This is a genomic window from Cerasicoccus arenae, from assembly GCF_014651635.1.
Classification (GTDB): Bacteria; Verrucomicrobiota; Verrucomicrobiia; order Opitutales; family Cerasicoccaceae; genus Cerasicoccus; species Cerasicoccus arenae.
The window spans coordinates 1-25,036 of the sequence record NZ_BMXG01000018.1 but is presented as its reverse complement, the minus strand read 5'-3'; the positions used below and the strand labels follow the sequence as shown (position 1 = coordinate 25,036).

Below are 25,036 nucleotides of genomic sequence, written 5' to 3'. Positions count from 1 at the left end.
GAATATATTCGGTCAGACCTGACTGACTGGTTTTCGGTTTGAAACAAAAAGCGCGTCCCAGATTGGGGCGCGCTTTGCTAAAAGGTTGCTTAGCTCATCGACCAGAGGCCGACTTTCGATCCAACCGGAGGTTGGCTAGTCTGTGAGGATTTCCTTGGCGGACATCTTCTGCGGGATGAACGGCAACACGTGCTCGGTGTAGGGCACGATGACGTCGAGCAGATAGGGACCGTCGGAGTTGACCATCTCTTCAATTGCTGCGCGGAGGTCTTCCTTGCGGTGAACACGCTTAGCCTGAATACCAAAGCCCTTCGCAACGGTGACGTAGTCCGGGTAAATCGCTTCCAGATTGTCGGGGCCGCCGATGTTGGTCGGGTCGCCGAGAATGGTGTGGCCGCGGCAACCGTCATAGAAGCGGTCTTCCCACTGCACCACCATGCCCAAGTGCTGGTTGTTGAGCAGGAGGATCTTGGCGTTGATTTTTTCGATCTTGGCCGTGGCCATTTCCTGCACGTTCATGAGGAAGGAGCCATCGCCGTCGATATCAACCACGAGCTTATCCGGAAAGGCAACTTGTGCGCCGAGGGCGGCAGGATAGCCGAAGCCCATTGTGCCGAGACCGAGCGAGCTGATGAAGCGACGCGGTTCGCCGAAGCGGTAATACTGTGGAGCCCACATCTGGTGCTGGCCCACGCCAGTGCTGATGATCGCGTCGCCCTTGGTGACTTCGAACAAGGTCTCAATCGCCTGCTGGGGGAGGATGTATTTGCTCTCCTTGTAGTGGAAAGGATACGGATGCTCCTGCTTCCAGGTGTCGATCGTCTTGAACCAAGCAGAGAGGTCAGGCTTCTTGAAGTGGCCGGCCTTGATGAGCTGGATCATGCGGGTCAGCGCGTATTTAACGTCGGTAAATACGGTCTGGTGCGCGAACTTGTTCTTGTTGAACTCGCTCTGGTCGATGTCGAAGTGGACGATGTGTGCGTCAGGGGCGAACTTGGAAACCGTGCCGGTGATGCGGTCGTCAAAACGCGCCCCGAGGGTGATCAACAAGTCGCTGTCGCAAACGGCCCAATTGCCTGCCACGGTGCCGTGCATCCCAAACCAATAAAGGCTCTGGTGATGGTCAGCTGGGAAGGCACCCAAGCCCATCAGAGTCGAGGCAACGGGCACGCCAGTCAATTCGGCAAACTCACGCAGCTCAGGTGTGGCCTCAGCAGAGATAATGCCGCCGCCAGTATAGAGTGCCGGTTGCTTGCTCTTTTCGAGCTTCTGGAGAACCTCGATCAGCTCGGCGTCGGAAGCCTGCGGCATTTCGCGCATGCCAGGGATCTCAACTTTGGACGGAAAAATCGGCTCCCAGATCTTTTGTTGAACATCCTTGGGGATGTCGATCACGACGGGACCAGGACGGCCAGTGGTGGCGATTTCAAAAGCCTTTTTAACAATGACTGGCAATTCTTCAGCCGTCAGAACAAGGAAGCTGTGCTTCACGATCGGCAAGGTCATGCCGAAGAAGTCCGTTTCTTGAAACGCGCTCTTGCCAATGAATTCCTGATAAACCTGACCGGTAATCGCAACCAGCGGAATGGAGTCCATATAGGCGTCTGCGATACAGGTGACGAGGTTCGTCGCACCGGGACCGGAGGTGGCCATGCAGACGCCGGCCTTGCCAGTGGCGCGGGCGAAGCCGTGCGCCATGAAACCGCCGCCTTGTTCGTGGCGCGGCAAAATGGTGCGGATTTTCGAAGAACGGGTCAGAGCCTGATGTAACTCCATCGAAGCGCCGCCAGGATACGCGAAGACGACGTCGACTCCCTCACGCTCAAGGCAAGCGACGAGAATGTCTGCGCCTTTCATGGCGGGACCTTTCTCATCCTGTGGCGGGAAGTTAACGACTGATTCGGTTTTCATGGTTCGATGGTGTTTTAGTTTATGTTGATGCGAAACCCTCCACGCTCGCGGATTTCTCCACAAAGGCAACCCTGAAAAGGGACACAGGGGGTCAAGGGCGCGGAAAGTTAGAGTGCCTCTACTGAACGGGCAAGGATATTTATACACCCGCAATAAGGGGGAGGGGGGGAGAAGGTTAAAGTCTAAAGATTAAAGGTTAAAGTAGTCTAGATATGGGGGGATAGAGACTACGTTGATTCAAGCAATGGGTATTACCAATATGATTCAGTTCTGCAAAATGGCCCTGAGTCACGTCAGCATGCCGATGCTTTAAACTTTAACCTTTAAACTTTAACCTCCCCATGCGTGCATGGGGAATGCGTGTATTATTTTTAGGCGACATCGTCGGCAAGCCCGGACGCGAGTTCGTCAAAGCTCAGGTAAAAGTGCTCCGCGAGGAGCTGCAACTCGACTTCGTCGTGGCCAATGGGGAAAATTCCGCCGCTGGTTCAGGCATCACCGGAGCCATTGCAGGTGAGCTGTTCGATGCCGACATTGATGGCGTGACTTTGGGCGATCATGTGTGGGATCAACGCGGATTTACTGACGAAATCGGCACATTGGCCAGCGTTTGTCGCCCAGCCAATCTCCCCGCCGAAAATCCAGGTCGCACGTATCTGATTCTGAAGAAGAACGGCTTCAAGCTGGGCGTTTTCACGGTGTTGGGCCGCACATTCATGAAGACACAGGCCGACTGCCCGTTTCGCACGGCTGACCATATGATTGGCGAGCTTCATCCGCAGTGTGACGCGATTCTTGCTGAAATCCACGCTGAAACGACCTCGGAAAAAGTCGCCTTTGGTTGGTACATGGACGGGCGCGCCCAGATGGTCGTTGGCACGCACACGCACATTCCAACGGGCGATGCGACCATTTTGCCACGTGGCACGGCCTACCATACGGACGCTGGCATGTGTGGCCCTTACGAGAGTATTTTGGGCCGCGAAATCCAGCCGATCCTTTTAAAATTCCTTGATGGCCTGCCTCGCATGTGGCCGGTAGCTAGCAACGATGTGCGCCTCTGTGGAACTTTGGTCGAGATAGATGTCGAACAACGTATCGCCACGAAGTGTGAGCAGTTCACGCTGCGTGCACGGTAGGAGCGTGCCATAAAACCACCGATAACGCTGATTATCACTGATATATAAATTCACGGTTTGAAATCCGCGTTTATCAGTGTCATCTGTGGTTGAAAATCCTCGTTTAGTATAATTTTCATGACTGGCTTCGACACCCCATTTCCGCCTCTGGCTATTGTGCTGGCGGGCGCGTGCGTGGTGGCTTGGATATTATGGAAACGACCGGCGGTCACAAAGAACGCTGCGTGGAGCCTTACCGTTTTACGCACATTGGGCGTAATCTTAATCGTCCTGCTGCTGCTCAATCCCTTCCTTTCGCGGCAATACCCGGACGCCAGCCAGTTTGCGGTTGCGATCGTGGGGGACGTTTCCCGGAGCATGGAGACCGCTGATTTGCCGAAAAGCCAGACCCGCCTTGGCCTGCTTCAGGAGGAGCTTGCGCCGGAAGAGTCAGGCAACCTTTGGGCGCGATTAGCTGAGCGCTATACGCTGGAGCCTTCCTCCATTGCCACCAACTGGCAGGCGGGGGCGGATTGGAATGTCCGCGATGGCGATACCGCCCTCGGCAACGGTTTGTCGGAGCTGTTGAATTCGCGTTCGCCGGAAAATTCTCAGCTCGGCGGCGCATTACTGCTTAGCGACGGCATTAGCCTGCAAGGCGAACGCTTGCCCGCCGCTGCCGTTGCTTGGCGAGACGTTGGCATCCCAGTTTCAGTGGTGGGTATTGGGGAACCTACCCCCCCCGGGGATCTCGCCCTCCGGTTCACCGATGCGCCAGAAAACGCCCCTCTTGGGGACCCACTCAACTTGGGGATCGGCATTACAAACAGCTTTAATGAGACCCGTCGCGCAGAGATCCAGCTTTACGCTGAAGACGAGCTAATCGAGTCCCAGCCAGTTGAATTACCTGCCGGGCAAGAGAGCCAAGTCCGCTTCAGCTTTATCCCAGAGGCACCGGGTTTGCAAGTTTACCGGGCGATGTTGAAAAATCCGGCGTCAGGCGACTACAACCGCGCCAATGATCTCGATTATGCCGGGGTGGACATCACCTTGCCGAAGAACCAGAGCCTGCTTTATCTCAGCGCACGGCTTGGCCCGTTCTGGCGCTACCTCCAGGCGGCGCTTGGCGACGATGATCAGCTTTCCCGCCAGTGCATCATCCAGACGGGGCCGGAGCGCTTTTATCGCTCGGGCTTTGGCGAAGAGGGTGCGATGGAGGAGGCGATGACTGGCTTTCCAGAAGACGGCGAAACCTTCTTTCCACACGCGGTGTTGGTGGTCGATATATCGGCAGTCAAAGAATTGTCCCTGAAGGCGCGTGAAGGTCTGCGCGATTACTTGCTGCTGCGGGGGGGGGGGGCGCTTTTTCTCGGCGATCCCAACGAAATGCCGGAAGATCTCCGTGCGCTGTTGCCTGTGCGCAAGGGCGAGCTGGGCCGTGTGCTGAAGCGCACGCCAATCGAGCTGGCAACGCAGCCGGTTTTTTCCGATGCGGATGCAGGCGTTCTGTCCTTGCCGCCGGGTCCTTATTTGCCCGCAGAGACGCTTTTCTTCCAGCCCGAGGGTCTGTCTTTGGGCGTACGTGTGGCGGCGGAAACAGAGCAACCTGGCCTACCGGTGCTCACCGTCCATGCCTACGGTGCGGGCCGTGTGGCCTATCTGGGTACGGAGAGCACCTGGCGCTGGGCCTTGACGAGTGATCGGGAAAACGAGCAGCACAGCGCCTTTTGGCAGCAATTAATTGCCTGGTTGGCGACTGGCGGAAAGCCACGTGTCGAGCTGCCTATTCAAGGCGAAGTGGTTGACCTGAGCAGCCCCGTTGCGATGGATATTAACGTGCGCGGCAGTGATTTTCGGCCTTCCGAGGACGCGCGTATCCGGGCAACCATCACTGCGCCCGGCGGTGATGTTCTTCCCGAGCTGGACTTGATTCCTGAGGCGTCAGACCCTGGCCGTTTTGCTGGAGATGCTTTGTTGGGCCGGCCTGGCGAATACCGCGTGGACTACCAAATCGCGTTTCCTGATGGAGAACTGCTGACCCACACGGCTTACTTTGCGGCGCGGCGGTCTGGCCGTGAAAACGAGGATTTACGCTTCCGGGAGAATGCTTTGCGCGACCTTGCGCGGATCACCGGTGGGCGCTACTATCCATGGAATGAAATAAAAAACATCGATGAACTAAGGCTTTCGACAAGCGTTCCGCTGCGTGAAGAGCGCACCTACTGGACGCGTAATCTGGTGTTTCTTCTGGCCTTACTGGCGGTATTTGGCATTGAATGGTTTTGGCGACGCAACTTGGGCTTACGGTAGATACGATGCACATTTTGAAACAGGAACGGAAACTTCGGAAAGGATTTTTGTGTGCCTCTTTCCACGCATCCCGATTCGTTTGTATAGTGCTATTTGTGGGAGGTTTCTTGTTGGCCAGCGTTTTGCCTCTGGCTGCGCAGCGGCAAAATTCACTGCCTCGTAACCTGCTGCCGCCCGAACTGATGGCGCAGCCGCGTCTAACGCAGCAGGAACGCGAGACGATCCAACGCGCGTTGGCGGACATGCAATCGGACAAAGCGGAAATGCGTGTGGGCGCGGTCATGCTGCTGAGTAAATACCATGCCAACGAGGCCAAAAAGGCGGTGGTTGAGGCGTTGAATGACCCCAATGCGCGCGTACGTCGGGCGGCTGTGGTATCCATCGCCGAATGGCGACATGGGTTGCCAGTCGAGGCGGTGGAGCCCGTTTTGCTGCACATCGCCGATGAGGATGTCGAGGTGCGTCGCTCCGTGTCATCTATCATTCCGCAGATGATGAGCATTATGCAGATGGCGAGCATGATTCGCCCTGATTTCGGTAATCGTCCACTGAGTCCTGAAGTGCGCCGTGCATTGATGGGTGCCTATCATGATGAAGATGCCGTGGTCCGCCGTAACATCCTGACCAATAGCAGTAACCTTAACCTGTCCACGCCGCCTGAAGTCTTTGTTGAAATGTTGGACGATTCTGATCGTGGTGTTCGACTGGAGGCAATTCCGTTGGCAATTGGCTATGGTAATCCTGTGCAGTGGACTAAGCCGGCTCAGAAAATTATTGAGGGTGACGATACTGTCGCACAACTACGCCTGACAGCTGAGTTGGGGAGACGCGGTTTGCCAGAGGGCATTGAACTGCTGCGCCAGATTTCCCAATTGGATAACCTTGAGATCGCTGCCGAGGCGCATTTGTCGCTTTTTCGGTGGACTGGCGAGCCGCCAGAGCTGGATTGGCTGATCAAGGCGTTGGTCGCCGATCGATTGACACAGGATCAGGCACAGCGCCTTCTTCAGATGCTTCGTAATTACGAGGGACTCGCAGCGCCGCTTGCGCCAGCACTCACTGAGCTGCGCAGCTCAGTGCTTCGGTTGGAGGCCGTGCGCCTTTTTGTTTCGCTTGATTTGGCCGAGCAATACCCAGAAATTATGGCGCGTATCCTGATGGACTCGAATCAGGAAATTCGGGCCATGGGCATGACTCAATACTATGTGCACCCCGAGTTGGTGAATGACGAGATTATCGACGGGCTGATTGACAATCCTCATGCAGATGTTCGTGCCGCATTAGTTCAGCTCGCCATCCGACAGCCACGGGCAGAGGCGGAGGGGCTACTCTATGACTTGATGCTTGATGAGGCGGTTGATGTACGGATTGCCGCACTTGAGACGATTAGTACCATGCGTTTGGAAGGCTGGCCAGAGGTGGTTTCGGCCTCATTAGAAGATCAGGATATCGCGATGCAGCGTACCGCAGTGGTCATTATGCTACGTGAACGCCAATTCCCTCGTCGCGATGAAATTCTTCGTGAATTCGTGGAGAAAAACCCGAAAAATCCGCTGACGCCACGGATTCGCACTGAGATCGGGCAAGGGGAGATCATCGAGATCGACATGAACAAACTATAGGGAATCGGACGGTGAATATGCTGAAACGGACGTCATGACGCATCACCTTTTCTACGAATTTTTTGCCGGTGGTGGTATGGCGCGTATGGGGCTTGGCCCGCACTGGCGACCTCTTTTTGCGAACGATTGTGATGCGAAGAAAAATGCCGCCTATCGCCTGAACTGGGGTGCTGATGAACTGCTTGATTCGCGTCCTGTGCAGGATGTTGCGACAGCTGATTTGCCTGGGCAGGCTGATCTCGCTTGGGCTTCTTTTCCTTGCCAAGACCTCTCGCTCGCAGGGGGGGGGGCTGGGCTGGCAGGTGCACGGTCGGGGTCGTTCTGGGGCTTTTGGAATCTCATGCAGCGCCTTGGTGCAGAGGGCCGAGCGCCGCATCTAATCGTGCTGGAGAACGTGGCAGGTGCTTTGACTTCGCATTGTGGGCAGGATTTTGCCGCACTTGCAAAGGCGTTGTCTAGTGGTGGCTATCGCTTTGGCGCATTGTTAATCGACACCGTGCATTACTTGCCGCAGTCGCGTCCGCGTTTGTTTCTTGTTGCGGTTCGGCGAGATGCGAAGATTCCGTCCGCTCTTGTGTTGGAGGAGGCACAAATGCCGTTCCACCCGCCTGCGTTACAATTGGCTTATGCTAACATCGATTCGACAGATCGCCAGCATTGGGTCTGGTGGCGTTTGCCCGCGCCTGCAGCCCGGGGCATCGATCTCGCTGATGCCATCGAAGATGAGCCGTCCGGAGTCACTTGGCATTCAGCCGAAGAAACGGAACATTTGCTCGTGCTGATGGACGCTAAAAACCGTGCTAAGGTCACCTTGGCGCAGGAGAGAGGGGGGGGCGTTGTGGGGACGATTTATCGACGAACACGTATGGGTGAAGGTGGTCAACGCCGTCAACGGGCAGAGGTAAGGTTTGATGGAGTGGCGGGTTGTCTGCGGACGCCGGGGGGGGGGTCTAGTCGTCAAACCGTGGTTTTTATCGACGGCCCCAGTGTTCGCACGCGTTTGCTGTCGGTTCGTGAAGCCGCTCGCTTAATGGGGCTGCCGGACAGTTATAAACTGCCAAAGCGCTACAATGAGGGGTATCATTTGATCGGTGACGGCGTGGCGGTCCCAGTGGTTCGCCATCTAGCGCAGGATCTGTTGGAGCCGCTATTGAGCGTGCTGCCAGTTAGGTCGATTTGTTCACCCAGTACCGCTCCTGCGGGATGAGTGAAGGCCGGGTAGCTCGTTTCGGCTTTGTTGTTTTGCTAGTAGTTGATTGTTAGCTGCTTGCGTTTATTTTTAGCTGTTTTTTGTTTCGCTATTTAGGTCAGTTGATCTTCGTCAATGGCGTTTGGGACATGGGCATTCTTTGATTGAACGCGTTTTAGGCGGAAATAGGCCTGTATGAGTTCGCGGCATTGATCTTCGAGGATGCCGGAGCGGACATTGAGGCGGTGGTTGAGGGATGGCGTCGCGTGGGCCTCCAAGACGCCGCCAAGGTAGCCCATTTTGGGGTCAGGGACGGCGAAAACGACCTCCTTGAGGCGGGCCATGATGCTGGCACCGGCGCACATGGGGCAGGGCTCCTTAGTCACGTAGAGGCGGCATTCGTTGAGGCGCCAGTCGCCAATGAAGTTGGCCGCTTTGGTAATGGCGAGCATCTCAGCATGTGCAGTGGGGTCCTTGGTCGCATCAACACGGTTGAAGGCGTGGGCGATGGGTTCGCCGTTGAACTCGATGACGGCTCCGATGGGGGTTTCATCTGCGCGCCAGGCGTCAATGGCCTGATTATAGGCAAGCTGCATGAAAAATTGATCGTCTCGGTTGAGCTGTGACGGGAACAATTTAGGGTAAGGGCAGGGCAGCAGTGCGCGCGGTTGGGAATCCTCCATGGTGCTACGTTTCGGATGGCAGCTTGCGGGGGCAAGTCGAAATCTTGCTGAAGACCGATAAAACCTTGACTCAGACGGCAAGTCAGCGATTCTTGCGCATTCTTTTTTAGCTGAGGTTGCATCCCCGGCCTAGCGAGATACATTGATATACAATATATGGCAGACGTCGACGTAATAGAAGTAGAAGGCAAGGTGGTAGCCGTGCTCCCTGGGACAATGTTCCGGGTTGAGCTTCCGAATAAACACGTCGTGCTGGCCACGATTTCCGGTAAATTGCGTAAGCACTTCATCAAGATCACCACAGGTGACATGGTAAAGATGGAGATGTCGCGCTATGATTTGAACAAGGCGCGTATCACCTTCCGTCTGCGTAATGCGGCGCAGCAGCGCAATGCCCCAATTCGCAGCTACGGCCCTCGGCGACGGTAGTGCTCGGGGTTGAGATTTTTTAACGAACCCGTCCACCTCAACTACTGAAATCCTATGTCCATGTCTCCCTCGATTATTACGACGATTGGCAATACGCCGTTGATCAAGCTGAACAAGCTGACTGAAGGCCTCGAAGCCGATGTTTACGTAAAGTGTGAATTTTTCAATCCGCTATCCAGCGTCAAGGACCGTATTGGTTTGGCGATGATCGAAGCCGCTGAGCGTGATGGCAGATTGAAGCCAGGTGGTTTGGTTGTTGAGCCGACTTCGGGCAACACTGGTATTGCATTGGCGTTTGTTTGCGCAGCCAAGGGCTACCGCTGCATGTTGACCATGCCGGAAACGATGTCGATGGAGCGACGCGTGCTTTTGCGCATGCTAGGCGCTGAAGTGGTGTTGACCCCTGGACCTAAGGGAATGGGCGGCGCGATTGCCCGCGCGGCAGAACTCGTAGCGGAGAATGCAAACGCGTTCATGCCGCAACAATTTGAGAACCCGGCCAACCCTGAAATTCACCGCCGCACCACGGCGGAAGAAATCTGGGCTGCGACTGAAGGCAAGATCGATGCCTTCGTCTCTGGCGTAGGCACTGGCGGCACGATTACCGGTGTTTCCGAAGTGATCAAGTCTCGCAAGTCGCTGCACACCGTTGCCGTTGAGCCTGACGCTAGCCCAGTCATCTCGGGTGGCGCTCCTGGCCCGCACAAGATTCAGGGAATTGGCGCAGGCTTTATCCCGAAAAATTGCAACACCGACATCATTGATGAGGTGATCCAAGTGAGCAATGATGCCGCCTTTGCGACCGCACAGCAGGTCTGCTTGCTGGAAGGTCTTCCGGTTGGTATTTCCTCCGGTGCCAACATCTATTCTGCGATTGAACTGGCCAAGCGCCCAGAAATGGCGGGCAAACTCATTGTTACAGTTGCCTGCAGTTCGGTGGAACGTTACCTATCTACTCCGTTGGCTGAAAAAGCGCGTCAGGAAGTGGCTACAGGCTTTGGACTCTAGTCATAGACTGGGTCTAAGTCTTTTTTGCATTTATAAGTCCAGAATCTTGGCATTATAAGGTCGGTATACTACCGAATGATCTTTCGTGTAACAAATGTAACGAAATAGAGTATAATCCTTATACTAATTTGTCATTTATGTGATATATTTATTGTGTTGGTTAATTCCAACACAGAATAGTAGCAGTAGTGGTAGCTGAAGCCGTCGACTCTAGGGTCGGCGGCTTCTCTTTGGTCACCTTCAAATTGCTCAAGGAAAGAAGCCCAAAATGAATTCGCGTCGACGAAAGGCCTTGGCTTGCAATTCACTTGGTTTGGAACATGATGATTGATAAGAGGTCAATCGGGCTAGCGTGCCCCGTATGTCAATCGAGGTGATATCTATTTGAGGAGTTATTTATGAGCCAAACGTCGAAGCCGATTCCAGCCCCCCGCATACGTGAAACTCTTCAGCGCCTTACCAGCAACGTGGCGCAGGTTATACGGGGTAAGGATGAGGTAATCGAAGAGGTGGTTGTCTGTCTGATTGCCGGTGGACACGTGCTGTTGGAGGATTTGCCCGGTTTGGGTAAGACAACGCTTGCCTACTGTCTGGCGCGTTCCATTGATTGCGATTTTTCTCGGGTTCAGTTCACCAGCGATCTGCTGCCCAGTGATGTGCTTGGCGTTTCTATTTACGATGAGCAAATGAAGGAGTTCGTGTTCAAGCGCGGCCCGATCTTTGCCAACATTGTCTTGGCGGATGAAATCAACCGCGCCACGCCAAAAACACAGTCTGCGTTACTTGAAGTCATGGACCGTGGGAAGGTGTCCGTTGACGGTTCTACCTACAACGTTGGTACCCCGTTTATCGTTTTCGCCACTCAGAATCCGGTGGATTATGAGGGGACTTTTCCGCTGCCCGAAAGTCAGATGGATCGCTTCCTGATGCGCCTGCAAATGGGGTATCCGGACTATGCGCATGAGCTGGAGATTCTTCGCTCTGACCAAACGCGTCGAAGCTACGACAGCTTGAATATTAACCCCGTTGTTACGGAAAAGGACATTCACGAAATTCAACATTTTGTGCCGCAGGTCTTCGTTGAGGAAAGCCTCTACGACTATATGCTGAAGTTTATCACCGCCACCCGGACAGAAAGTGAATTTGAAACCGGCGTGAGCACGCGCGGCACGTTAGCACTCAAGCTGGCGGCCCAGGCCAAGGCGCTTATGGCTGGCCGTGCGTTTCTAATCCCGGAAGATGTGTCCTCCATGGTTAAGCCCGTCTTTACTCACCGCCTCACCCTGCGTCGGCAGACCGCTGATCCGCTGGAGGAGCGCCGTGCGGTAGAAGGTATCTTGACCAAGCTGATCGATTCCATCCCACTCCCGCTTTAATTGTCCGCTGGCGCTATGTCCCGACCTCCGCCAGAATCTGCTACCGAGCCGACTCCGCCGCCGGAATATAACGTAACCGATTGGGCCGATGCCGGGATGCATGTGGCCAAACGTAAGGTTGGGCGCAGTATCTGGCGTTTTTTATGGATGTTCATTGTGCCGCCAGAAGGGCACCGGATTGCCGTTACCCCGGCAGGCTTTGTCCACATGATGGTGTGTGTGGGGCTGATGTCTGCGGCCTACGCTTCGTCGAGCAATAACATCCTGTTCATGGCGCTTTCGCTGGTGCTTTCTACGCTCATCCTTAGCGGATTGCTCAGTTGGATGAATTTCCGCGGTGGACGTTGGCGCGTGCTGCTGCCCGCGCATTTTCGGGTAGAAGAGCCCGCGCCAATCACTGTTGAGCTTTGGAACACGAAGCGAGTTCTGCCAACTTGCTGTCTGTGGGTCAAGGTACGCTCCAGCAAGCAAAAGGATTGGGAACGCCTTTATCTGGAAGAACGACTCGACCCGGATCAACAGGCCAAGCTGGAATGGCTCTTTACTCCTAGGGAGCGTGGCGTAGAGGAAGTTCAAATTTCCGGATTGGAGTCTCAGTTCCCCTTTGGCTTTCTCCGCAAAACGATGGGGGCTGGCGTGACGCGGACGATCGTGGTGACCCCACGGCGCATCGACTACGAATTTCGCAGTCCGGTGGGCCACCGTGGGCACCAATTGGGTGCCTTTACCCGCCGTCCTGGCGCGGGTGCCGAGTTGATGAATATCCGCCGCTACCAGCGAGGCGACCCCCAGCGCGTTGTCCACTGGAAAGCCACCGCGCGACTGCGTCAGCTCATGGTCCGGCAAATGGAGGAGGAAAACCGAGACGGCTTTATTGTCTTTGTGGAGACTCCGGCCTCGATCTGGCAGGAGGCAGCGCAGTTCGAAAAACTATGCAGTTTCGCGGCTAGCTTGGCCGAGGATTTATTTCGCGAAGGCCGCTTGGTCGGCGTAGCCATCAACGATCAGCCTTTGTTGGTCGTCAAGCGACTCCACGATCTCCAGCTTTTTCTTGAAATGTTGGCCCGCGCTACACCTACATCTAGCTACCAATCAGCGGGCGAGCACTACGGCGGGAATCTAATCACCTTTAAACCAGGCGCTAAACAGCAAGTACATGCCTACCTCAGCGGCAATCTCTCGGGTTCGGCTTAGCCAAGACGAACTCCAACAGCTCAAGTGGCTATTAGGGCAATTACTCGCCCTGATTGCCATGTGGTCGCTGTGGAGCTTGAACTCGATCCCCAGCGGACTCATCCTGATTTTTATCTTGGGCATTGGGGCGGTGACGCTGTTCCCGCATCTTATCGGGCGTATCCCGGACTGGGTGAACAAGGCAGCGACGCCCGCATTGATCCTCATTATTGCCGTTGATTTCATCCTGCACGGGGCGAATTTCCTAGACCCGATGGTCCGCATGGTCGGTTTTCTGACGCTCTACCGATCGCTACAATTTCGTAAGCGCCGGGAAGATCTCCAATTACTGCTGTTGACGCTCTTTACACTGATCATTGTGGGCGTGTTATTGGTGTCGATTTCCTTTGCGGTTCAGATGCTGATTTTTACCCCGATTGCGATGGGGCAACTCTTTCTGGTCAACTTGCTGGAGCAGGCCAATGAGCGGATATTGGCGGCAGACGATTGGCGGGCTTTTAGCTGGCGGCGTTTTTTCATACGGCTCCGAGTTGGGCTGGATTTTCGATTGATTGCTTTTGCAGGTGTGCTGTTCGCGATTGTGGTGGCGATCTCCACGGTGATTTTTATTTCCCTGCCACGCATCAAGATGGACCAAGCCATTCCGTTTCTGAAAATGCAGGCCAATGCAGGGATCGGGTTCAGCGACACCATTAGCTATGGAACGGTAAATGAATTGCTCAGTGGCGATGATCGCGTGGCCCTGCAAGTCGTAGTAAGTGAACCGGATAAAATCCCAACGCGACCTTATTGGCGGATGGTCGTGCTCGACCTCTACGAACCGGCAAGCAGCACGTTCCGTGTGTCTACGGCTGCCCGGCAATTCGCCAATACGCGACTGCAGGAGGGCTATCGCTACGTCAATCAAGAGAACCCGCAGCGTTATCTTGGCGGCCATACTGTTGACGAAATGAAATTCTATCTTGAGGGCAACGTGAGTGGTTATCTGCCGCTCATTGGTCCATTCGAATCGATTTCATTTCCTCAGCGGATGAAGTTTTTTGCAGGGGAAGAGTTCAATGTTTTTGAGTTGGATGCACCTAGCGCGACTACGCTTGGTTACTCGCTTTCCAATGTTGCCCTTGGTGAATCACTCCAGACAAGCCGCCGCGAGGAACGTGCCTTGAACGCCATATTCGGCGCGCCAATTCTAATCGAGGAGTATTCCGCATCTATTCGCGATTTGAGCTATCCTGAGACTACGCTGATTGTGCCAGTCGAAGGCGAAGACCTTGAGTTCCTGCAAGCCGCAGTCAAAGAAATTACTAACGACCAGAAGCTTAGTGCGCAGGAGTTTAGTCGTAGAGCATTTGCCTGGCTGAGTGAGAATTACCGTTACGCACTATCGACAGGCCTGCCCGATAGTGAGCGCTCGGACCATTTGATCCACTGGATGCGCAATGCAAATACTGGTTGGTGCGAACATTTTTCGGGGGCGTTCATCATGTTGGCGCGCACTGCTGGCTTTCCCGCTCGGGCGGTCGCTGGTTTCGCCGGCGCATCTTGGAACGATTACGAGGATTTTTTCGTGGTTCGAAACCGGATGGCGCATGCATGGGTGGAAATTTATGATGGCAATGGACGTTGGCTTCGCGCTGATCCGACACCCTCAACATCCCACTTGTTCGGGAATATGGATTCGGGGCTTCAGGGGGCTATGCTGACTGAATCTGGCTGGGGGGCCTGGTTGGACAGTGTTCGCATGGTATGGTATCGACGGGTCATTAATTTCGATCAGCAGGACCAAGAGGAAATTGCGAACAACTTGCGGGATATTTCGGTGAGTGCCTTTAAGGAATTCCGTATGCAGTTTACGACCAAATGGAAATCCTTTAAAAGTTGGCTTACAGAGGGGTGGAACGTGGCCAAGGTCCGTGACGTAGCGGTTATAGTGGCACTCGTTTGCTTTTCGATTTTGGCACTTCGAATGTTCTATCAAGCTTTCATGACTTGGCGTTCTGCTCGTACGCATGAGGGCGTGCGAGCAGTCAACGATCCGATACGCCGCAAAGCCGGTCGTGTTTTGACACGGTTTCGTCCTGCTTACGTAAATGCCCAGCAGGAATTGCGAGGCGAAGCTCTCAAGCCTTGGCAGTCTATTTATGAAGATCTCTTAAAGCTGCGTTTTGGCGACAACCCGAGCACTGGTAGTTGGAAAAACACCCTCAAGGCTGCCCGTCGACTTATGAGAGCTGGTGTGAAGACGGTGGATAGGGGGGAGGGGGCGTTGGAAACGGCAGAATCGTAATCTTTTTCCTTTCATCTGGTCCGGTCTGCTTGCAACCTTGGACCTTCACTTTCTCACTTGTGCGCCTGCTGGATCGATATGTTTTCTTTGAATGGCTGAAGGCGTTCGCCATGGCGGTTGCTGCGATGCTGGGTGTATTGTTGCTGGAGGACTTTCAGGATGACATGCAGGACTACTTGGACTGGGGAGCTACTGGAGTCGAGCTGGTAAAATATTACCTGTATCTCACGCCTAGTTTCCTCCCGCTGATCCTCCCGATTGGTCTGTTGATCTCGATTCTGTTCACACTGGGGAACCTGCACCGGAATAACGAGATTACCGCAATGCGGGCGAGTGGGCTTCACTTGTTTACGATCACGCGTTCGCTGTGGCTTGCTGGTGGTGTGTTGGCGCTGTTGCTGCTATTACTAAACGCCTCTGTGGTGCCACATTCGATTGAGCAAAGCCGTTTGATACGTAATGGCTGGCGAATGCAGCATGAGGCGGAAATTTTTGGTGCTCGGATGGTTGGTATCGTGCCGCTGATGTCCTTTGATAATCAGCAGGATCGCCGCCTGTGGTTCATGAATCGCTTCAGCGAATATTCTTACGACGGATTTGGGGTCAATGTCTATGAGCGGGACGAGCAAGGGCGCGAGGTGCGGCGTATCATGGGGCAGGAGGCGTATTTTGACGATGTCGATGGTTACTGGGTCTTCGTACAGGGCCGGGAGATGCTCTTTGATCCGGAAAGCGGTGAAAATTACCGTTCGATCGGTTTTAAAGAACGCGCGTTTCCGGAGTTGGAGGAGAATCCCTGGTTAATGCAGGCACTTAACACCGAGCCTGATAATTTATCTTTCAATGAAATCCAGCGGCTATTGACCATGTCTCACCCAGACAACCCCAAGCTGCCAACGTATGAGATACGGCGCCAGCGCATCGTCTCTCAGCCGTTCGTGTGCTTGGTGATGGTGGGCATCGCAATTCCGTTCGCGGTTGCCGGGGTGCGTGTCAACCCAGTGGTTGGCGTCGCCAAGGCACTGGGCTTTTTCGCACTCTTCTTTATGCTGGAGGAAATCTTCCGCCTGCTTGGCTCTCAGGGCATCATACCGCTGGCTGTGGCAGTGTGGTTGCCTTTTGGGCTCATGCTCCTGCTATCGGCGTATTTTTTCCGCAAGGTAGTGTAGAGAGGGGGGGGGGGGGACGCTGATCGTCTGATTGATTTTCTTAGGAATGCGTTTGGTTTAGAGATTAACCGGGCTTTCGAGCGTAAAGGCCAAGACGGAGCCAGCTTGATATTCGACATTATCGCCCTTGCGGATGAGTCCCCCTGCTGCGCCTGCTGCTGCTCCAGCGGCTGCACCTTCGCCCGCATCACCAGTGATGGCACCAATGATCGAACCCAACGCCGCTCCTTTGGCCGCACCACCAACCATTTCGCGTCCGGTGCCGCCTTCGGTCGCTTCTTGTTGTGAGCTTGCGCGAACGGGGATCAACTGGCCCTGATAGGTAACTGCATTGATCGTAAAGGAAAGCTCTGCGCTTTTACGGAAGCGTCCAGCGGAATTGGCGTTAATGACTTGGCCTTGGAGTTGTGTGCCTGCGGGCAGTAGGACTTGATTGCCCTCGCGTAGGTCAGACACAAGGATCGCGGGGAAGGTTTGGCCGGGTTTGACTTGACCGGAATTCAACGAAGATTGGATGGATGCCACTAACACAGCACCTGCAGGAATGGTCATACTCGTTGCGGAGCTTGTGCTGGGCTGAGGCGCGGAAGTCGCGGTCTCGATTGGTCGAGCAGGCGTCTCCTTGGAAAAAATCAGGCTGGCGATATCTCCACGGGCGTAATCCTGAGTGCTTCCATTGAAGTTGAAGCGAACAACATCTGGCGTGCCACCCTCGTAGTTACCCTTAAGGCTTGAGCCGTTGCGCAACTCCAAGGTGTCAGCCATCAATGTAATGGATGCAAAAATTGCGACTACGATATTTACGGCGAAATGCAGTTGTTTCATGGCGCAAGAATAAGTTGGTTCAATGATTAGAGAAAGCGAAAACTCATTTGTGAAACCCTTTTTGAGCAAGAAATTGGCTCCGTACTACGAGACATATGATCATAAAGTTTCTTTGCCTGCCATTGGTGAGGGAAGAGCGTTCAGTGATGAGCGAATAGGCAGATTTAGGTTGGTATTGCAAAGAGAGAGAGGATGGCCATCTTCTGTTGGTTTCATTAGTTGTTAATCATTAGATATTTATGGATGTTTAATCGTCAGTTTAGATGCTCATATTAGGCGATGGGGTATTGGGCCTAATTTTAGCTTTTCTATTACTGAGCCAAAAGGAACTTGCTAAAAATAGCGATGTCGGCTAATTTGGTTCTTTGAAAAACTATGATGTCATGACTTTTGCTAATCGCTTGCCACTATTCATCCTTACTTTACTGTTAGCCAGTGCGCTGAACGCGCAGGATTCTGGTGGTTCCGGTGCGTCGGGTTCTAGCGCTTCTGGTTCCGGTTCATCCGGAGGTCCAATTGCATTACCGGCAAACTATAAGCTGAACACAACCGATATGGTATCCATCACCGTATTTGATGAGCCAGAGTTATCGGCGGAGCAGCGAATTCCCGGCAACGGAGAAATACGTATACCGCTTCTGGGCGAGATTTCGCTACTTGGTCTAACGATTCGTGAAGCTGAGTATAAAATCCAGCGCGCTTTTATTGATGCACGTTTGCTGAGGAACCCACAAGTCTACATCACCGTTTCTGGCTATGTTGCTCAGGAGTTTTCCGTATTTGGGCAAACAGGAGCGCAAGGTCAGGTGCCATTTCCATTGGAGAAAAACTCCATCGACATCGTCGAGGCAATTTCTCGTGCTGGTGGTTTCTCGAGCATTGCGCGTGGTTCCGAGGTCCGGGTTACCCGTAAAAAGCCTGATGGAACTCAAGAATACTTTATTATCGATGTGGAAGCTATCATTGAAGATCAAGATGATGAAAATGACCGTGACAAATATTTGATCTACCCCGGTGACATCATATACGTGCCACAACGCTTATTTTAAAAAAGAGCCTGCGGGTAAATTGGCCAGATTGGATTGTCCGATCATTGAGCTGCATACACTTCTATTACTATCATGTCTAAAGACCCAGCGAATCCATCGCTTAAAACGAAATCACAGGGCAGTCTGGCCATTCCGGCTCCAGTTCGCAACTGGCGTGACTATTTGCTGATGATTCGGGAGCGTTGGCTCATTGGCGTGAGCCTTGGCCTATTGTGCTCTTGCTTGTTTGCCTTTTTCGGGCTTCAGGAAGCCCCGCTTTATAAATCGACTGCCACGTTGTTAATTGAGTCCAAGGTGGACCGCGTCGTAGACATTAAAGAAGTGGTTGATAATACCCCTCGCAGTGGAGTTGATTTGCGCAATCACCTCTCGCAGATGCGCAGTCGTAGTTTTACGCAGCGAGTCATTGAGAGCTTCACTGAGAAAGAAATTTTACGGATTACCCAGCCCTACGACACGGAGAATTCAAAGGGGAGTATTGGCTCGATTGTCTCGGCCATGGAGATCGGCTTGCCTGAGGGCCAAGTGTTTTATTTCACCGCAACTCACCGAGATCCTGAAATGGCGGCGCTGATTGCGAATCGGTTTATCAGCGAGTATATTCAATACCTACTTGAACGCACAAGCGTAGGGGAGACTTCGGCCACTCAATTCCTCCAAGCTCAGGCTGATAAATTAAAAGAGAAGGTAAAGGTGGGTGAGGAAGGTTTGGAAAACTTCCGCCGAAATTATAACATGATCTCCCTGGACGAGAATCAGGACGTGATCAGTACCCGCTTGCAAAGTCTCAATGCTGCTCTGACGGCTGCTCGGGTTGACAAGCTGAATATCGAATCGCAGCTCCAGCAGGTAGAAGAGGCTTTGAATAATGACACTGAGCTGCTTCAGCTTCCAATGATCAGCCAATACGCCAACGTGCTTGACTTGGTGTCAACGCACCAATCGTTGGTCGGTGCCCGGAAGATTCTTGAGCGAAAGTATCTGGAGCGTCACCCCCGAATGTTGGATAACCAAAACCAGATTGATGCGAACCAGGCGCGTATTAATAACGTTGTTCAACAGGCTATTGCTGATCTTCGTAGTCAATTGGCAGGCGCTGATCGCCGATTTAAAAACCTTCAGGAAGAAATGTCCAAGGCGGAAAAAGAGTCGCTCGATTTGGACCAATTGCGTATCGTATACAATGGAATGCGTCGCGAAGTTGATAGTGACCGTAACATGTATCAACAGATTCTTTCCCGCGTGAACGAAACCACTATTTCGGCTCAATTGGACAATACGAATATACGTGTATTGGACCAAGCGGTTCCGGCTAGCGCACCTTTTTCACCAGATCGAAACGGAATCATCACCAAGGCGGTGGGTATCTTTTTAATCTTGGCCATTGGCGTTCCAATTCTCTTGGAATTGGTGAACAACCGCCTTCATGGCTATTGGGATGTGCATGTGTTTTTGCAGCGGGAAATGTTGGGTGAAGTACCACGTAGCAATCGGATTGAGCCGGAGAAGCTTCCGCTTGCCGTGCGTGATGACCTAAATGATTCAATTTCTGAGTCCTTTCGTGTGCTCTATGGGCAGATAACAATGCTGTCCGAGAGTGAGTTTCCGAAGGCAATCCTAGTTACCAGTACGGTTCCTGGGGAGGGTAAATCAACGGTCGCTGCAAACCTTGCCTTCACTTTTGCCAAACACGGAAAGCGTGTTCTCTTCGTTGACTTTGACTTGCGACGCCCAGTGATCCATCGTTTCTACAAGCTCGATAATGAGAACGGATTCATGACTTGGTGGAATACGAAAAAGGACGTTCAGGAATCGATGCCGCTCATCTCAAATCCGGATTTGGCCATTAAAGAAATGGGTGAAAATCTTTGGATGCTGACTTCTGGTGGCACTTCCAAGAATGCAACGGAGATACTTTCGAATTCACGTTTTGAGGAACTGGTCTTCCAACTGAAAAAGGAATTCGATCTAGTGCTCTTTGATACCCCTCCAGCTGGTATCTTTGTGGAGACGTTGCAGCTCGGTGAGCTTGTCGACGAGGTTGTTTATATTGCCCGTCAGAATTCAGTTAACCGCAACAAGGCCAAGCGTGTATTGCAGGATTTCGACAAAATCGGAGTCAATGTTCTTGGTGTGATTCTGAACTCTGTGAAGGGTGCAGGCGCGCAGCGTTATGGCTACTACGGTTATTCCTACAGCTCCACGGATTACGTTTACCGCTATTATCAGCGCCGCGATCGCAAAGAGCGAAAGCGGGAGCGCGTGGATAAGAACGCTAGTAAAGACGCTAAAGAGAAGGAAAAAGAAACTGCCGTCAGTTAATTATAAGCTGAACCATAGGAATTCTGAATCCTCCAGACCGACGAGATTCAAGCTGCTGCTTTCATTGCTGATGGCAGCAGCGTCGCCTTCGCTTAGTGAGATCTCGCCCAATTGAAGTTTGCCTTTTATTACGTGAAGATAGCCACGGTCGCCGTTGCCAGGCAATTCTCCTGAGTCTCCGATCGTATAGCTGCCTCGCCATAGAGTCGCGTCGGTCCGCCATTGGATGGGGGCCGCTGGATCAATATTAGAGGCAATTAATTGGAGCCCGTTTTTTGGCTCTATTTGTGCAATATCTGACTGGGCATAAGCAGGTTCTGCATTTTCCTCATTTGGCAATAGCCAGATTTGCAGGAAATGAGACGTTTCGTCGTTTGGGTTGAATTCGCTGTGTGTTACTCCACGACCCGCGCTCATATACTGAAATTGGCCCGGCTTGATGACGTTGCCATTTCCCATGCTGTCACGATGCTCGAGCGCACCGGAGAGCACATAGCTCACTATTTCAGCATTGCGATGCGGATGAGTCCCGAATCCTTGTAGGGCGGCGACTCGATCATCATTGATCACACGCAGTGCACCGTGGCTTTGGCGTGAAGCGTCATGGTACTGGCCAAAACTAAAGCTATGACGGCTATCTAGCCAATCAATATTCGTTGAACCTCGGTCATTGGATGGGCGTTTTTCAATCATATTACAAATCTCGCCGCAAAGTATCTTTTTGTCAAGATTTATTGCGCTAGGTATATTAGTTTAAGACTTATGGCAAAAATTACGCATATTCTTCCCGCAGTGGTCACTTATTACGTCGATGTCCTTTTAGTGCCATGTGATCAAATTTGGCTTCTGACGTAATCACTGTTGCGCATTTGAGACAGTTCATTGCGGCAGGTTTGCTGTGCCAAGAAGAGTATTGAATGAATTGGTTTCATCGATTCTAGCTAATTCAGTTCATGGATTTATCGATGAACGAAATAATATAGGAAGGGAGTGTGCAGTGAATTTATGGAAATTGGCACGTTTGGTGCTTTTGGATGTTCCTCTCAGAAACTCCGGTTATCTAGCGGAAAAATTCTCAATCCAACAAACTATACAATGATCATGAAACTCAGACTCCTGAAATTTCTGATGCTTATGCTCGGGCTGGCCTTTTTTGGCGTGTCTGGAGCCATGGCGCAGGATGTAGTAGAAGAAGTGACCGAAGCGGTTACTGAAGCCGTCCCATTTGACGCCGCCTATGGTGCCTTTATGGAGACACAGGGCAGCTTCTTCACCATTAGTAATCTCTGGCTCCTCATTTCTGCGGCGCTGGTTTTTGTCATGCACTTAGGCTTTTCGACTCTCGAAGCCGGCCTGTGCCAATCCAAGAACACGGTTAACATCCTGTTTAAGAATGTCTTCATTATTTGCATGGGTGTCCTCACTTATGCGTTCTGGGGCTTCAATGCGATGTATCCTGGCGACGCTTGGAGCATTGGCGGTGTGTTTGCAATGGGCAGTTGGTTCGACGTTGATCCTACGATGGAGTTGATGTCTTCTGAATATGCAGATTACACATGGTACACAGACTTCATCTTCCAAGCGATGTTTGCTGCAACTGCTGCGACGATTGTTTCGGGTGCTGTTGCTGAACGCGTCAAGCTGAGCAGCTTCATGATTTTCGCCACCTTGTTGGTGATGTTTGCTTATCCGGTTACCGGTTCCTGGGAATGGGGCGGAGGCTGGTTGAATGACTTCGGAGTCGACGGCGATAAAGAATTCATCGACTTCGCTGGTTCGTCTCTGGTGCACGCCTTCGGTGGTTATGCTGCTTTGGCCTGTGTTCTTCTGCTCGGCGCTCGTAAGGGCAAGTATCTGGATAATGGCAAGGTCCGTCCGATTCTCGGTCACTCCATGCCACTCGCAACGATCGGTGTCTTCTTGCTGTTCCTTGGTTGGTTCGGATTTAACGGTGGTTCGGTTCTCAGTGCAGATCCATATATGGTCTCATTGGTCTTCGTAACGACTGCTTTGGCAGCCTGTGCAGGCGGTCTTGGTGCCATGTTTACTTCGTGGATCGTTCTGAAGAAACCAGACCTTTCGATGTCGTTGAATGGCGTCTTGGCTGGTTTGGTCGGCATCACTGCTGGCGCTGACACAATCTCACCATTCTGGTCGATCATTGTAGGCCTCATCGCTGGTATTATCGTAGTCATCTCGGTTCTGTTCTTCGATAAGATCAAAATCGACGACCCAGTTGGAGCGATTTCCGTTCACGGTATTTGCGGTAACTTCGGCACGATTGTCGTAGGTATCTGTGGTGGAGGATTCTTCATGTCCCAGTTGATTGGCACGATCGCTATTTCAGCCTTTGCATTCATCTTCTCGATCATTGTCTTCGGTATCCTCAAGGTAACCATTGGCGTCCGTGTGTCGGAAGAAGAAGAAATGGGTGGCCTAGACATTGGCGAGCATGGTCAAGAAGCCTATCCGGACTTCGCACCGGACACCAAGTAATGGCGTGAGTCTCTACTTGATTCATTGCAAAAAAATCAATAATCAATAACACCAATTAGTTATGAAGCTCATCAAAGCCATTATCAAACCCTTCAAACTTGAAGAAGTGAAGGAAGCGCTCTCGGAGATCGGCATCGAAGGTATGACCGTTACCGAAGTGAAGGGTTTCGGTCGCCAAAAAGGCCACACCGAGATCTATCGCGGCAGCGAATATACTGTGGACTTCCTCCCGAAGGTCATGGTTGACATCGCCGTGCCGTCGGACATCGCCGAGAAGACTGTCGAAACCATCGCCAAGGCCGCTAAAACCGGTAAAATTGGTGACGGTAAGATATTCGTCATCCCGATCGAAGAGTCCGTCCGTATCCGTACCGACGAGAAGGGCGAAGGCGCTATCTAAGCCTTAGTAAGTCTCTCTTTTTCGACCTCCGCTGGTAAAATCACCAGCGGAGGTTTTTTATGTAGCGTCTGATGAATTATGCAAATGATTCTAACGAAAGTGTTTGGCAAGCGCATGGTTTACAGCAAGATCTCCATTGCTTATGGCGGATAGTCCAACGACAACGGTTCTAGATGTGCGACGGGAAGGCGATGCATTGGTTTTATCGTTGGCTGGTGAATGGAAATACGGGGCCAAGCTCCCCGCATTTTCTCTGGTTGAGGCTCAATTTCGCGAAAAGGCTCCCCCTGGTAGGATTACTTTTGAAACTAAGAGGATGTCAGGCTGGGATTCCGCGCTGATGACCTACCTGCAAAAAGTGGGCGACTTAGCGACGCTCACTAAGACGGAAATGGACACCTCAGGCTTGCCAGATGGCGCAGCGAGTCTGCTCAAGTTGGCAACTGCCGTGCCGAAGAAAGAGGGGACTGATCGTGATGTTGCCCGTGTCTCCTTTGTGACTTCTGTTGGGAACACGACCCTCAAATTCGGTAACGAGCTCAATGAGACGGCCGTTTTTATTGGTGAATCTACGCTTTCTATCTTTCGTTTTATGCGGGGGAAAGCGCGATTCCGTTGGCGTGACCTATGGCTTATTGTGCAGCAGGCAGGTGCGGAAGCACTGCCGATTGTTGCCCTTATCAATTTTTTGGTTGGCGTTATTTTGGCCTTCGTTGGTGCGGTTCAACTGAAGAAATTTGGTGCGGATATTTACGTGGCAGATCTTGTCGGCTTAGCGATGGTCCGCGAAATGGGTGCCATTATGACGGGCATCATTATGTGTGGTCGCACGGGTGCGGCCTTTGCGGCATCGCTGGGTAGCATGAAAGTTTCGGAGGAAATTGATGCTTTAAAGACTTTAGGTATATCGCCAATGGATTTCCTCGTTTTGCCACGACTTCTAGCGCTTGGTTTCATGATGCCCATGCTCGTGCTCTTTGCTGATTTCATCGGTATCGTGGGGGGGATGTTGGTGAGTGTATCGATGCTCGATATTACGCTCCAACAGTTCATTAATCGTTGTATTCAAGCCATAACGATTCCGCAATTTTCAACTGGCATCATCAAGGCAGTGGTCATTGGCGGTATTGTTGCCGGGGCGGGTTGTTTACGGGGTATGCAGTGTGGGAACAGCTCAGCAGCTGTTGGCATGGCGACTACTTCCGCTGTGGTGACGGGGATTACATTGATCATCGTCACTGACGCCGTCTTCGCCGTGATCTTTAATATACTCGGTATGTAATTGGCACCAGTGTGCGCCAATATTAAGTTTCGCTCTAACGACGTGGGCCACGGCGAATGAGTCGGTTATTATCCTCATCATCGTTTGCCTTTGTGTCCTGAATCGCCACCCCGCGAGGTGTCGCAGCTGTGTTTTTGGCGGGCATCAAGGCCACAGTTGGCAAAGGGAAATTCCAGTTTCCTGGAGTGGCCTCGGGCGATACAATGGCGCTGGATTCGTTGCGGTCAATCTTGACGCCGGGAGCGGGGGAGGTGTCGTCAATGGGCTCTTGGCTGATTTTGGAATCCGATTGGCTCCCCTTGATGGCGGAAATTGCCATTGCGGCCATTGAGTTTGCTGGAACCTGAGGGGGGGGGGGATTCGTCG

The 25,036-nt window shown here is 52.6% G+C and carries 20 protein-coding genes; 15 read left to right on the top strand and 5 right to left on the bottom strand.

The features are described 5' to 3' along the window. Window positions 1-135: 135 nt before the first annotated feature. Window positions 136-1,911, bottom strand: coding sequence for a biosynthetic-type acetolactate synthase large subunit (gene ilvB / locus IE065_RS13400; protein WP_189515919.1), 1,776 nt, complete (start codon window positions 1,909-1,911; stop codon window positions 136-138). A 341-nt stretch (window positions 1,912-2,252) separates the two neighbouring features. On the opposite strand from ilvB, the gene IE065_RS13395 reads away from it, so the two are divergent. The 4 genes from IE065_RS13395 (at window position 2,253) to IE065_RS13380 (ending at window position 8,168) form a co-directional block, all read left to right on the top strand. Continuing rightward, window positions 2,253-3,050, top strand: a complete 798-nt coding sequence (locus tag IE065_RS13395) for a TIGR00282 family metallophosphoesterase (protein WP_229792118.1) — start codon at window positions 2,253-2,255, stop codon at window positions 3,048-3,050. A 117-nt stretch (window positions 3,051-3,167) separates the two neighbouring features. Further along, window positions 3,168-5,339 (top strand): hypothetical protein, encoded by a 2,172-nt coding sequence (locus IE065_RS13390; protein WP_189515917.1) that lies wholly within the window; start codon window positions 3,168-3,170, stop codon window positions 5,337-5,339. Between the two features lie 110 nt (window positions 5,340-5,449). Further along, window positions 5,450-6,961 carry a HEAT repeat domain-containing protein gene (locus IE065_RS13385; RefSeq protein ID WP_194500043.1) on the top strand — a complete coding sequence of 504 codons (1,512 nt, stop codon included), beginning with the start codon at window positions 5,450-5,452 and terminating at the stop codon, window positions 6,959-6,961. 34 nt (window positions 6,962-6,995) lie between these two features. Continuing rightward, window positions 6,996-8,168: a DNA cytosine methyltransferase gene (locus IE065_RS13380; protein ID WP_189515913.1), complete on the top strand. Its 1,173-nt coding sequence runs from the start codon at window positions 6,996-6,998 to the stop codon at window positions 8,166-8,168. 95 nt (window positions 8,169-8,263) lie between these two features. Here the strand turns inward: IE065_RS13380 and IE065_RS13375 are convergent, their stop codons facing one another. Further along, on the bottom strand, window positions 8,264-8,833 hold the full coding sequence (locus IE065_RS13375) for a nucleoside deaminase (RefSeq protein WP_189515911.1): 570 nt from the start codon (window positions 8,831-8,833) through the stop codon (window positions 8,264-8,266). A gap of 156 nt (window positions 8,834-8,989) precedes the next feature. Between IE065_RS13375 and infA the strand changes: the two genes are divergently transcribed. The 6 genes from infA (at window position 8,990) to IE065_RS13345 (ending at window position 16,296) form a co-directional block, all read left to right on the top strand. Further along, window positions 8,990-9,262 (top strand): translation initiation factor IF-1, encoded by a 273-nt coding sequence (infA, locus tag IE065_RS13370; RefSeq protein WP_189515909.1) that lies wholly within the window; start codon window positions 8,990-8,992, stop codon window positions 9,260-9,262. Window positions 9,263-9,316: 54 nt separating this feature from the next. Next, window positions 9,317-10,270 (top strand): cysteine synthase A, encoded by a 954-nt coding sequence (gene cysK / locus IE065_RS13365; RefSeq protein WP_189515907.1) that lies wholly within the window; start codon window positions 9,317-9,319, stop codon window positions 10,268-10,270. A gap of 398 nt (window positions 10,271-10,668) precedes the next feature. Further along, window positions 10,669-11,646 carry an AAA family ATPase gene (locus IE065_RS13360; protein WP_189515905.1) on the top strand — a complete coding sequence of 326 codons (978 nt, stop codon included), beginning with the start codon at window positions 10,669-10,671 and terminating at the stop codon, window positions 11,644-11,646. A gap of 15 nt (window positions 11,647-11,661) precedes the next feature. Continuing rightward, complete coding sequence (locus IE065_RS13355) at window positions 11,662-12,840, top strand: DUF58 domain-containing protein (protein WP_189515903.1); 1,179 nt, start codon at window positions 11,662-11,664, stop codon at window positions 12,838-12,840. Then, window positions 12,803-15,127 carry a transglutaminase TgpA family protein gene (locus IE065_RS13350; RefSeq protein ID WP_189515900.1) on the top strand — a complete coding sequence of 775 codons (2,325 nt, stop codon included), beginning with the start codon at window positions 12,803-12,805 and terminating at the stop codon, window positions 15,125-15,127. Before IE065_RS13355 ends, IE065_RS13350 begins: the two co-directional genes overlap by 38 nt. A gap of 59 nt (window positions 15,128-15,186) precedes the next feature. Then, window positions 15,187-16,296, top strand: coding sequence for an LptF/LptG family permease (locus tag IE065_RS13345; protein ID WP_189515898.1), 1,110 nt, complete (start codon window positions 15,187-15,189; stop codon window positions 16,294-16,296). Between the two features lie 57 nt (window positions 16,297-16,353). On the opposite strand, the gene IE065_RS18080 is transcribed toward IE065_RS13345, so the two are convergent. Further along, entirely contained in the window at window positions 16,354-17,121 is a 768-nt protein-coding gene (locus IE065_RS18080; protein WP_200163356.1) for a glycine zipper family protein, read from the bottom strand. A 383-nt stretch (window positions 17,122-17,504) separates the two neighbouring features. On the opposite strand from IE065_RS18080, the gene IE065_RS13335 reads away from it, so the two are divergent. Both IE065_RS13335 and IE065_RS13330 read left to right on the top strand, forming a co-directional pair. Continuing rightward, a complete protein-coding gene (locus IE065_RS13335) occupies window positions 17,505-18,170 on the top strand; it encodes a polysaccharide biosynthesis/export family protein (protein WP_189515896.1) in 666 nt (221 codons plus the stop codon). Window positions 18,171-18,242: 72 nt separating this feature from the next. Beyond that, complete coding sequence (locus IE065_RS13330) at window positions 18,243-20,492, top strand: GumC family protein (protein WP_189515894.1); 2,250 nt, start codon at window positions 18,243-18,245, stop codon at window positions 20,490-20,492. On the opposite strand, the gene IE065_RS13325 is transcribed toward IE065_RS13330, so the two are convergent. Then, window positions 20,493-21,185, bottom strand: coding sequence for a pirin family protein (locus IE065_RS13325; protein ID WP_189515891.1), 693 nt, complete (start codon window positions 21,183-21,185; stop codon window positions 20,493-20,495). It lies immediately after the preceding gene. A 402-nt stretch (window positions 21,186-21,587) separates the two neighbouring features. On the opposite strand from IE065_RS13325, the gene IE065_RS13320 reads away from it, so the two are divergent. The 3 genes from IE065_RS13320 to IE065_RS13310 all read left to right on the top strand — a co-directional run bounded on the left by IE065_RS13320 (window position 21,588) and on the right by IE065_RS13310 (window position 24,670). Beyond that, complete coding sequence (locus IE065_RS13320; protein WP_189515883.1) at window positions 21,588-22,988, top strand: ammonium transporter; 1,401 nt, start codon at window positions 21,588-21,590, stop codon at window positions 22,986-22,988. Between the two features lie 61 nt (window positions 22,989-23,049). Next, entirely contained in the window at window positions 23,050-23,388 is a 339-nt protein-coding gene (locus tag IE065_RS13315; RefSeq protein ID WP_189515881.1) for a P-II family nitrogen regulator, read from the top strand. Window positions 23,389-23,530: 142 nt separating this feature from the next. Continuing rightward, entirely contained in the window at window positions 23,531-24,670 is a 1,140-nt protein-coding gene (locus tag IE065_RS13310) for an MlaE family ABC transporter permease (protein WP_189515879.1), read from the top strand. A gap of 34 nt (window positions 24,671-24,704) precedes the next feature. Here the strand turns inward: IE065_RS13310 and IE065_RS13305 are convergent. Then, a partial coding sequence (locus IE065_RS13305; protein ID WP_189515877.1) for a hypothetical protein occupies window positions 24,705-25,036 on the bottom strand: 332 nt, incomplete at its 5' end.

Coding starts and splice junctions, on each gene's coding strand:
- IE065_RS13310 (WP_189515879.1), top strand. CDS start 23,531: ATGGCGGATAGTCCAACGACAACGGTTCTAGATGTGCGACGGGAAGGC.
- IE065_RS13360 (WP_189515905.1), top strand. CDS start 10,669: ATGAGCCAAACGTCGAAGCCGATTCCAGCCCCCCGCATACGTGAAACT.
- IE065_RS13390 (WP_189515917.1), top strand. CDS start 3,168: ATGACTGGCTTCGACACCCCATTTCCGCCTCTGGCTATTGTGCTGGCG.
- IE065_RS13380 (WP_189515913.1), top strand. CDS start 6,996: ATGACGCATCACCTTTTCTACGAATTTTTTGCCGGTGGTGGTATGGCG.
- cysK (WP_189515907.1), top strand. CDS start 9,317: ATGTCCATGTCTCCCTCGATTATTACGACGATTGGCAATACGCCGTTG.
- IE065_RS13325 (WP_189515891.1), bottom strand. CDS start 21,185: ATGATTGAAAAACGCCCATCCAATGACCGAGGTTCAACGAATATTGAT.
- IE065_RS13330 (WP_189515894.1), top strand. CDS start 18,243: ATGTCTAAAGACCCAGCGAATCCATCGCTTAAAACGAAATCACAGGGC.
- infA (WP_189515909.1), top strand. CDS start 8,990: ATGGCAGACGTCGACGTAATAGAAGTAGAAGGCAAGGTGGTAGCCGTG.
- ilvB (WP_189515919.1), bottom strand. CDS start 1,911: ATGAAAACCGAATCAGTCGTTAACTTCCCGCCACAGGATGAGAAAGGT.
- IE065_RS13395 (WP_229792118.1), top strand. CDS start 2,253: ATGCGTGCATGGGGAATGCGTGTATTATTTTTAGGCGACATCGTCGGC.
- IE065_RS13315 (WP_189515881.1), top strand. CDS start 23,050: ATGAAGCTCATCAAAGCCATTATCAAACCCTTCAAACTTGAAGAAGTG.
- IE065_RS18080 (WP_200163356.1), bottom strand. CDS start 17,121: ATGAAACAACTGCATTTCGCCGTAAATATCGTAGTCGCAATTTTTGCA.
- IE065_RS13375 (WP_189515911.1), bottom strand. CDS start 8,833: ATGGAGGATTCCCAACCGCGCGCACTGCTGCCCTGCCCTTACCCTAAA.
- IE065_RS13320 (WP_189515883.1), top strand. CDS start 21,588: ATGATCATGAAACTCAGACTCCTGAAATTTCTGATGCTTATGCTCGGG.
- IE065_RS13350 (WP_189515900.1), top strand. CDS start 12,803: ATGCCTACCTCAGCGGCAATCTCTCGGGTTCGGCTTAGCCAAGACGAA.
- IE065_RS13355 (WP_189515903.1), top strand. CDS start 11,662: ATGTCCCGACCTCCGCCAGAATCTGCTACCGAGCCGACTCCGCCGCCG.
- IE065_RS13335 (WP_189515896.1), top strand. CDS start 17,505: ATGACTTTTGCTAATCGCTTGCCACTATTCATCCTTACTTTACTGTTA.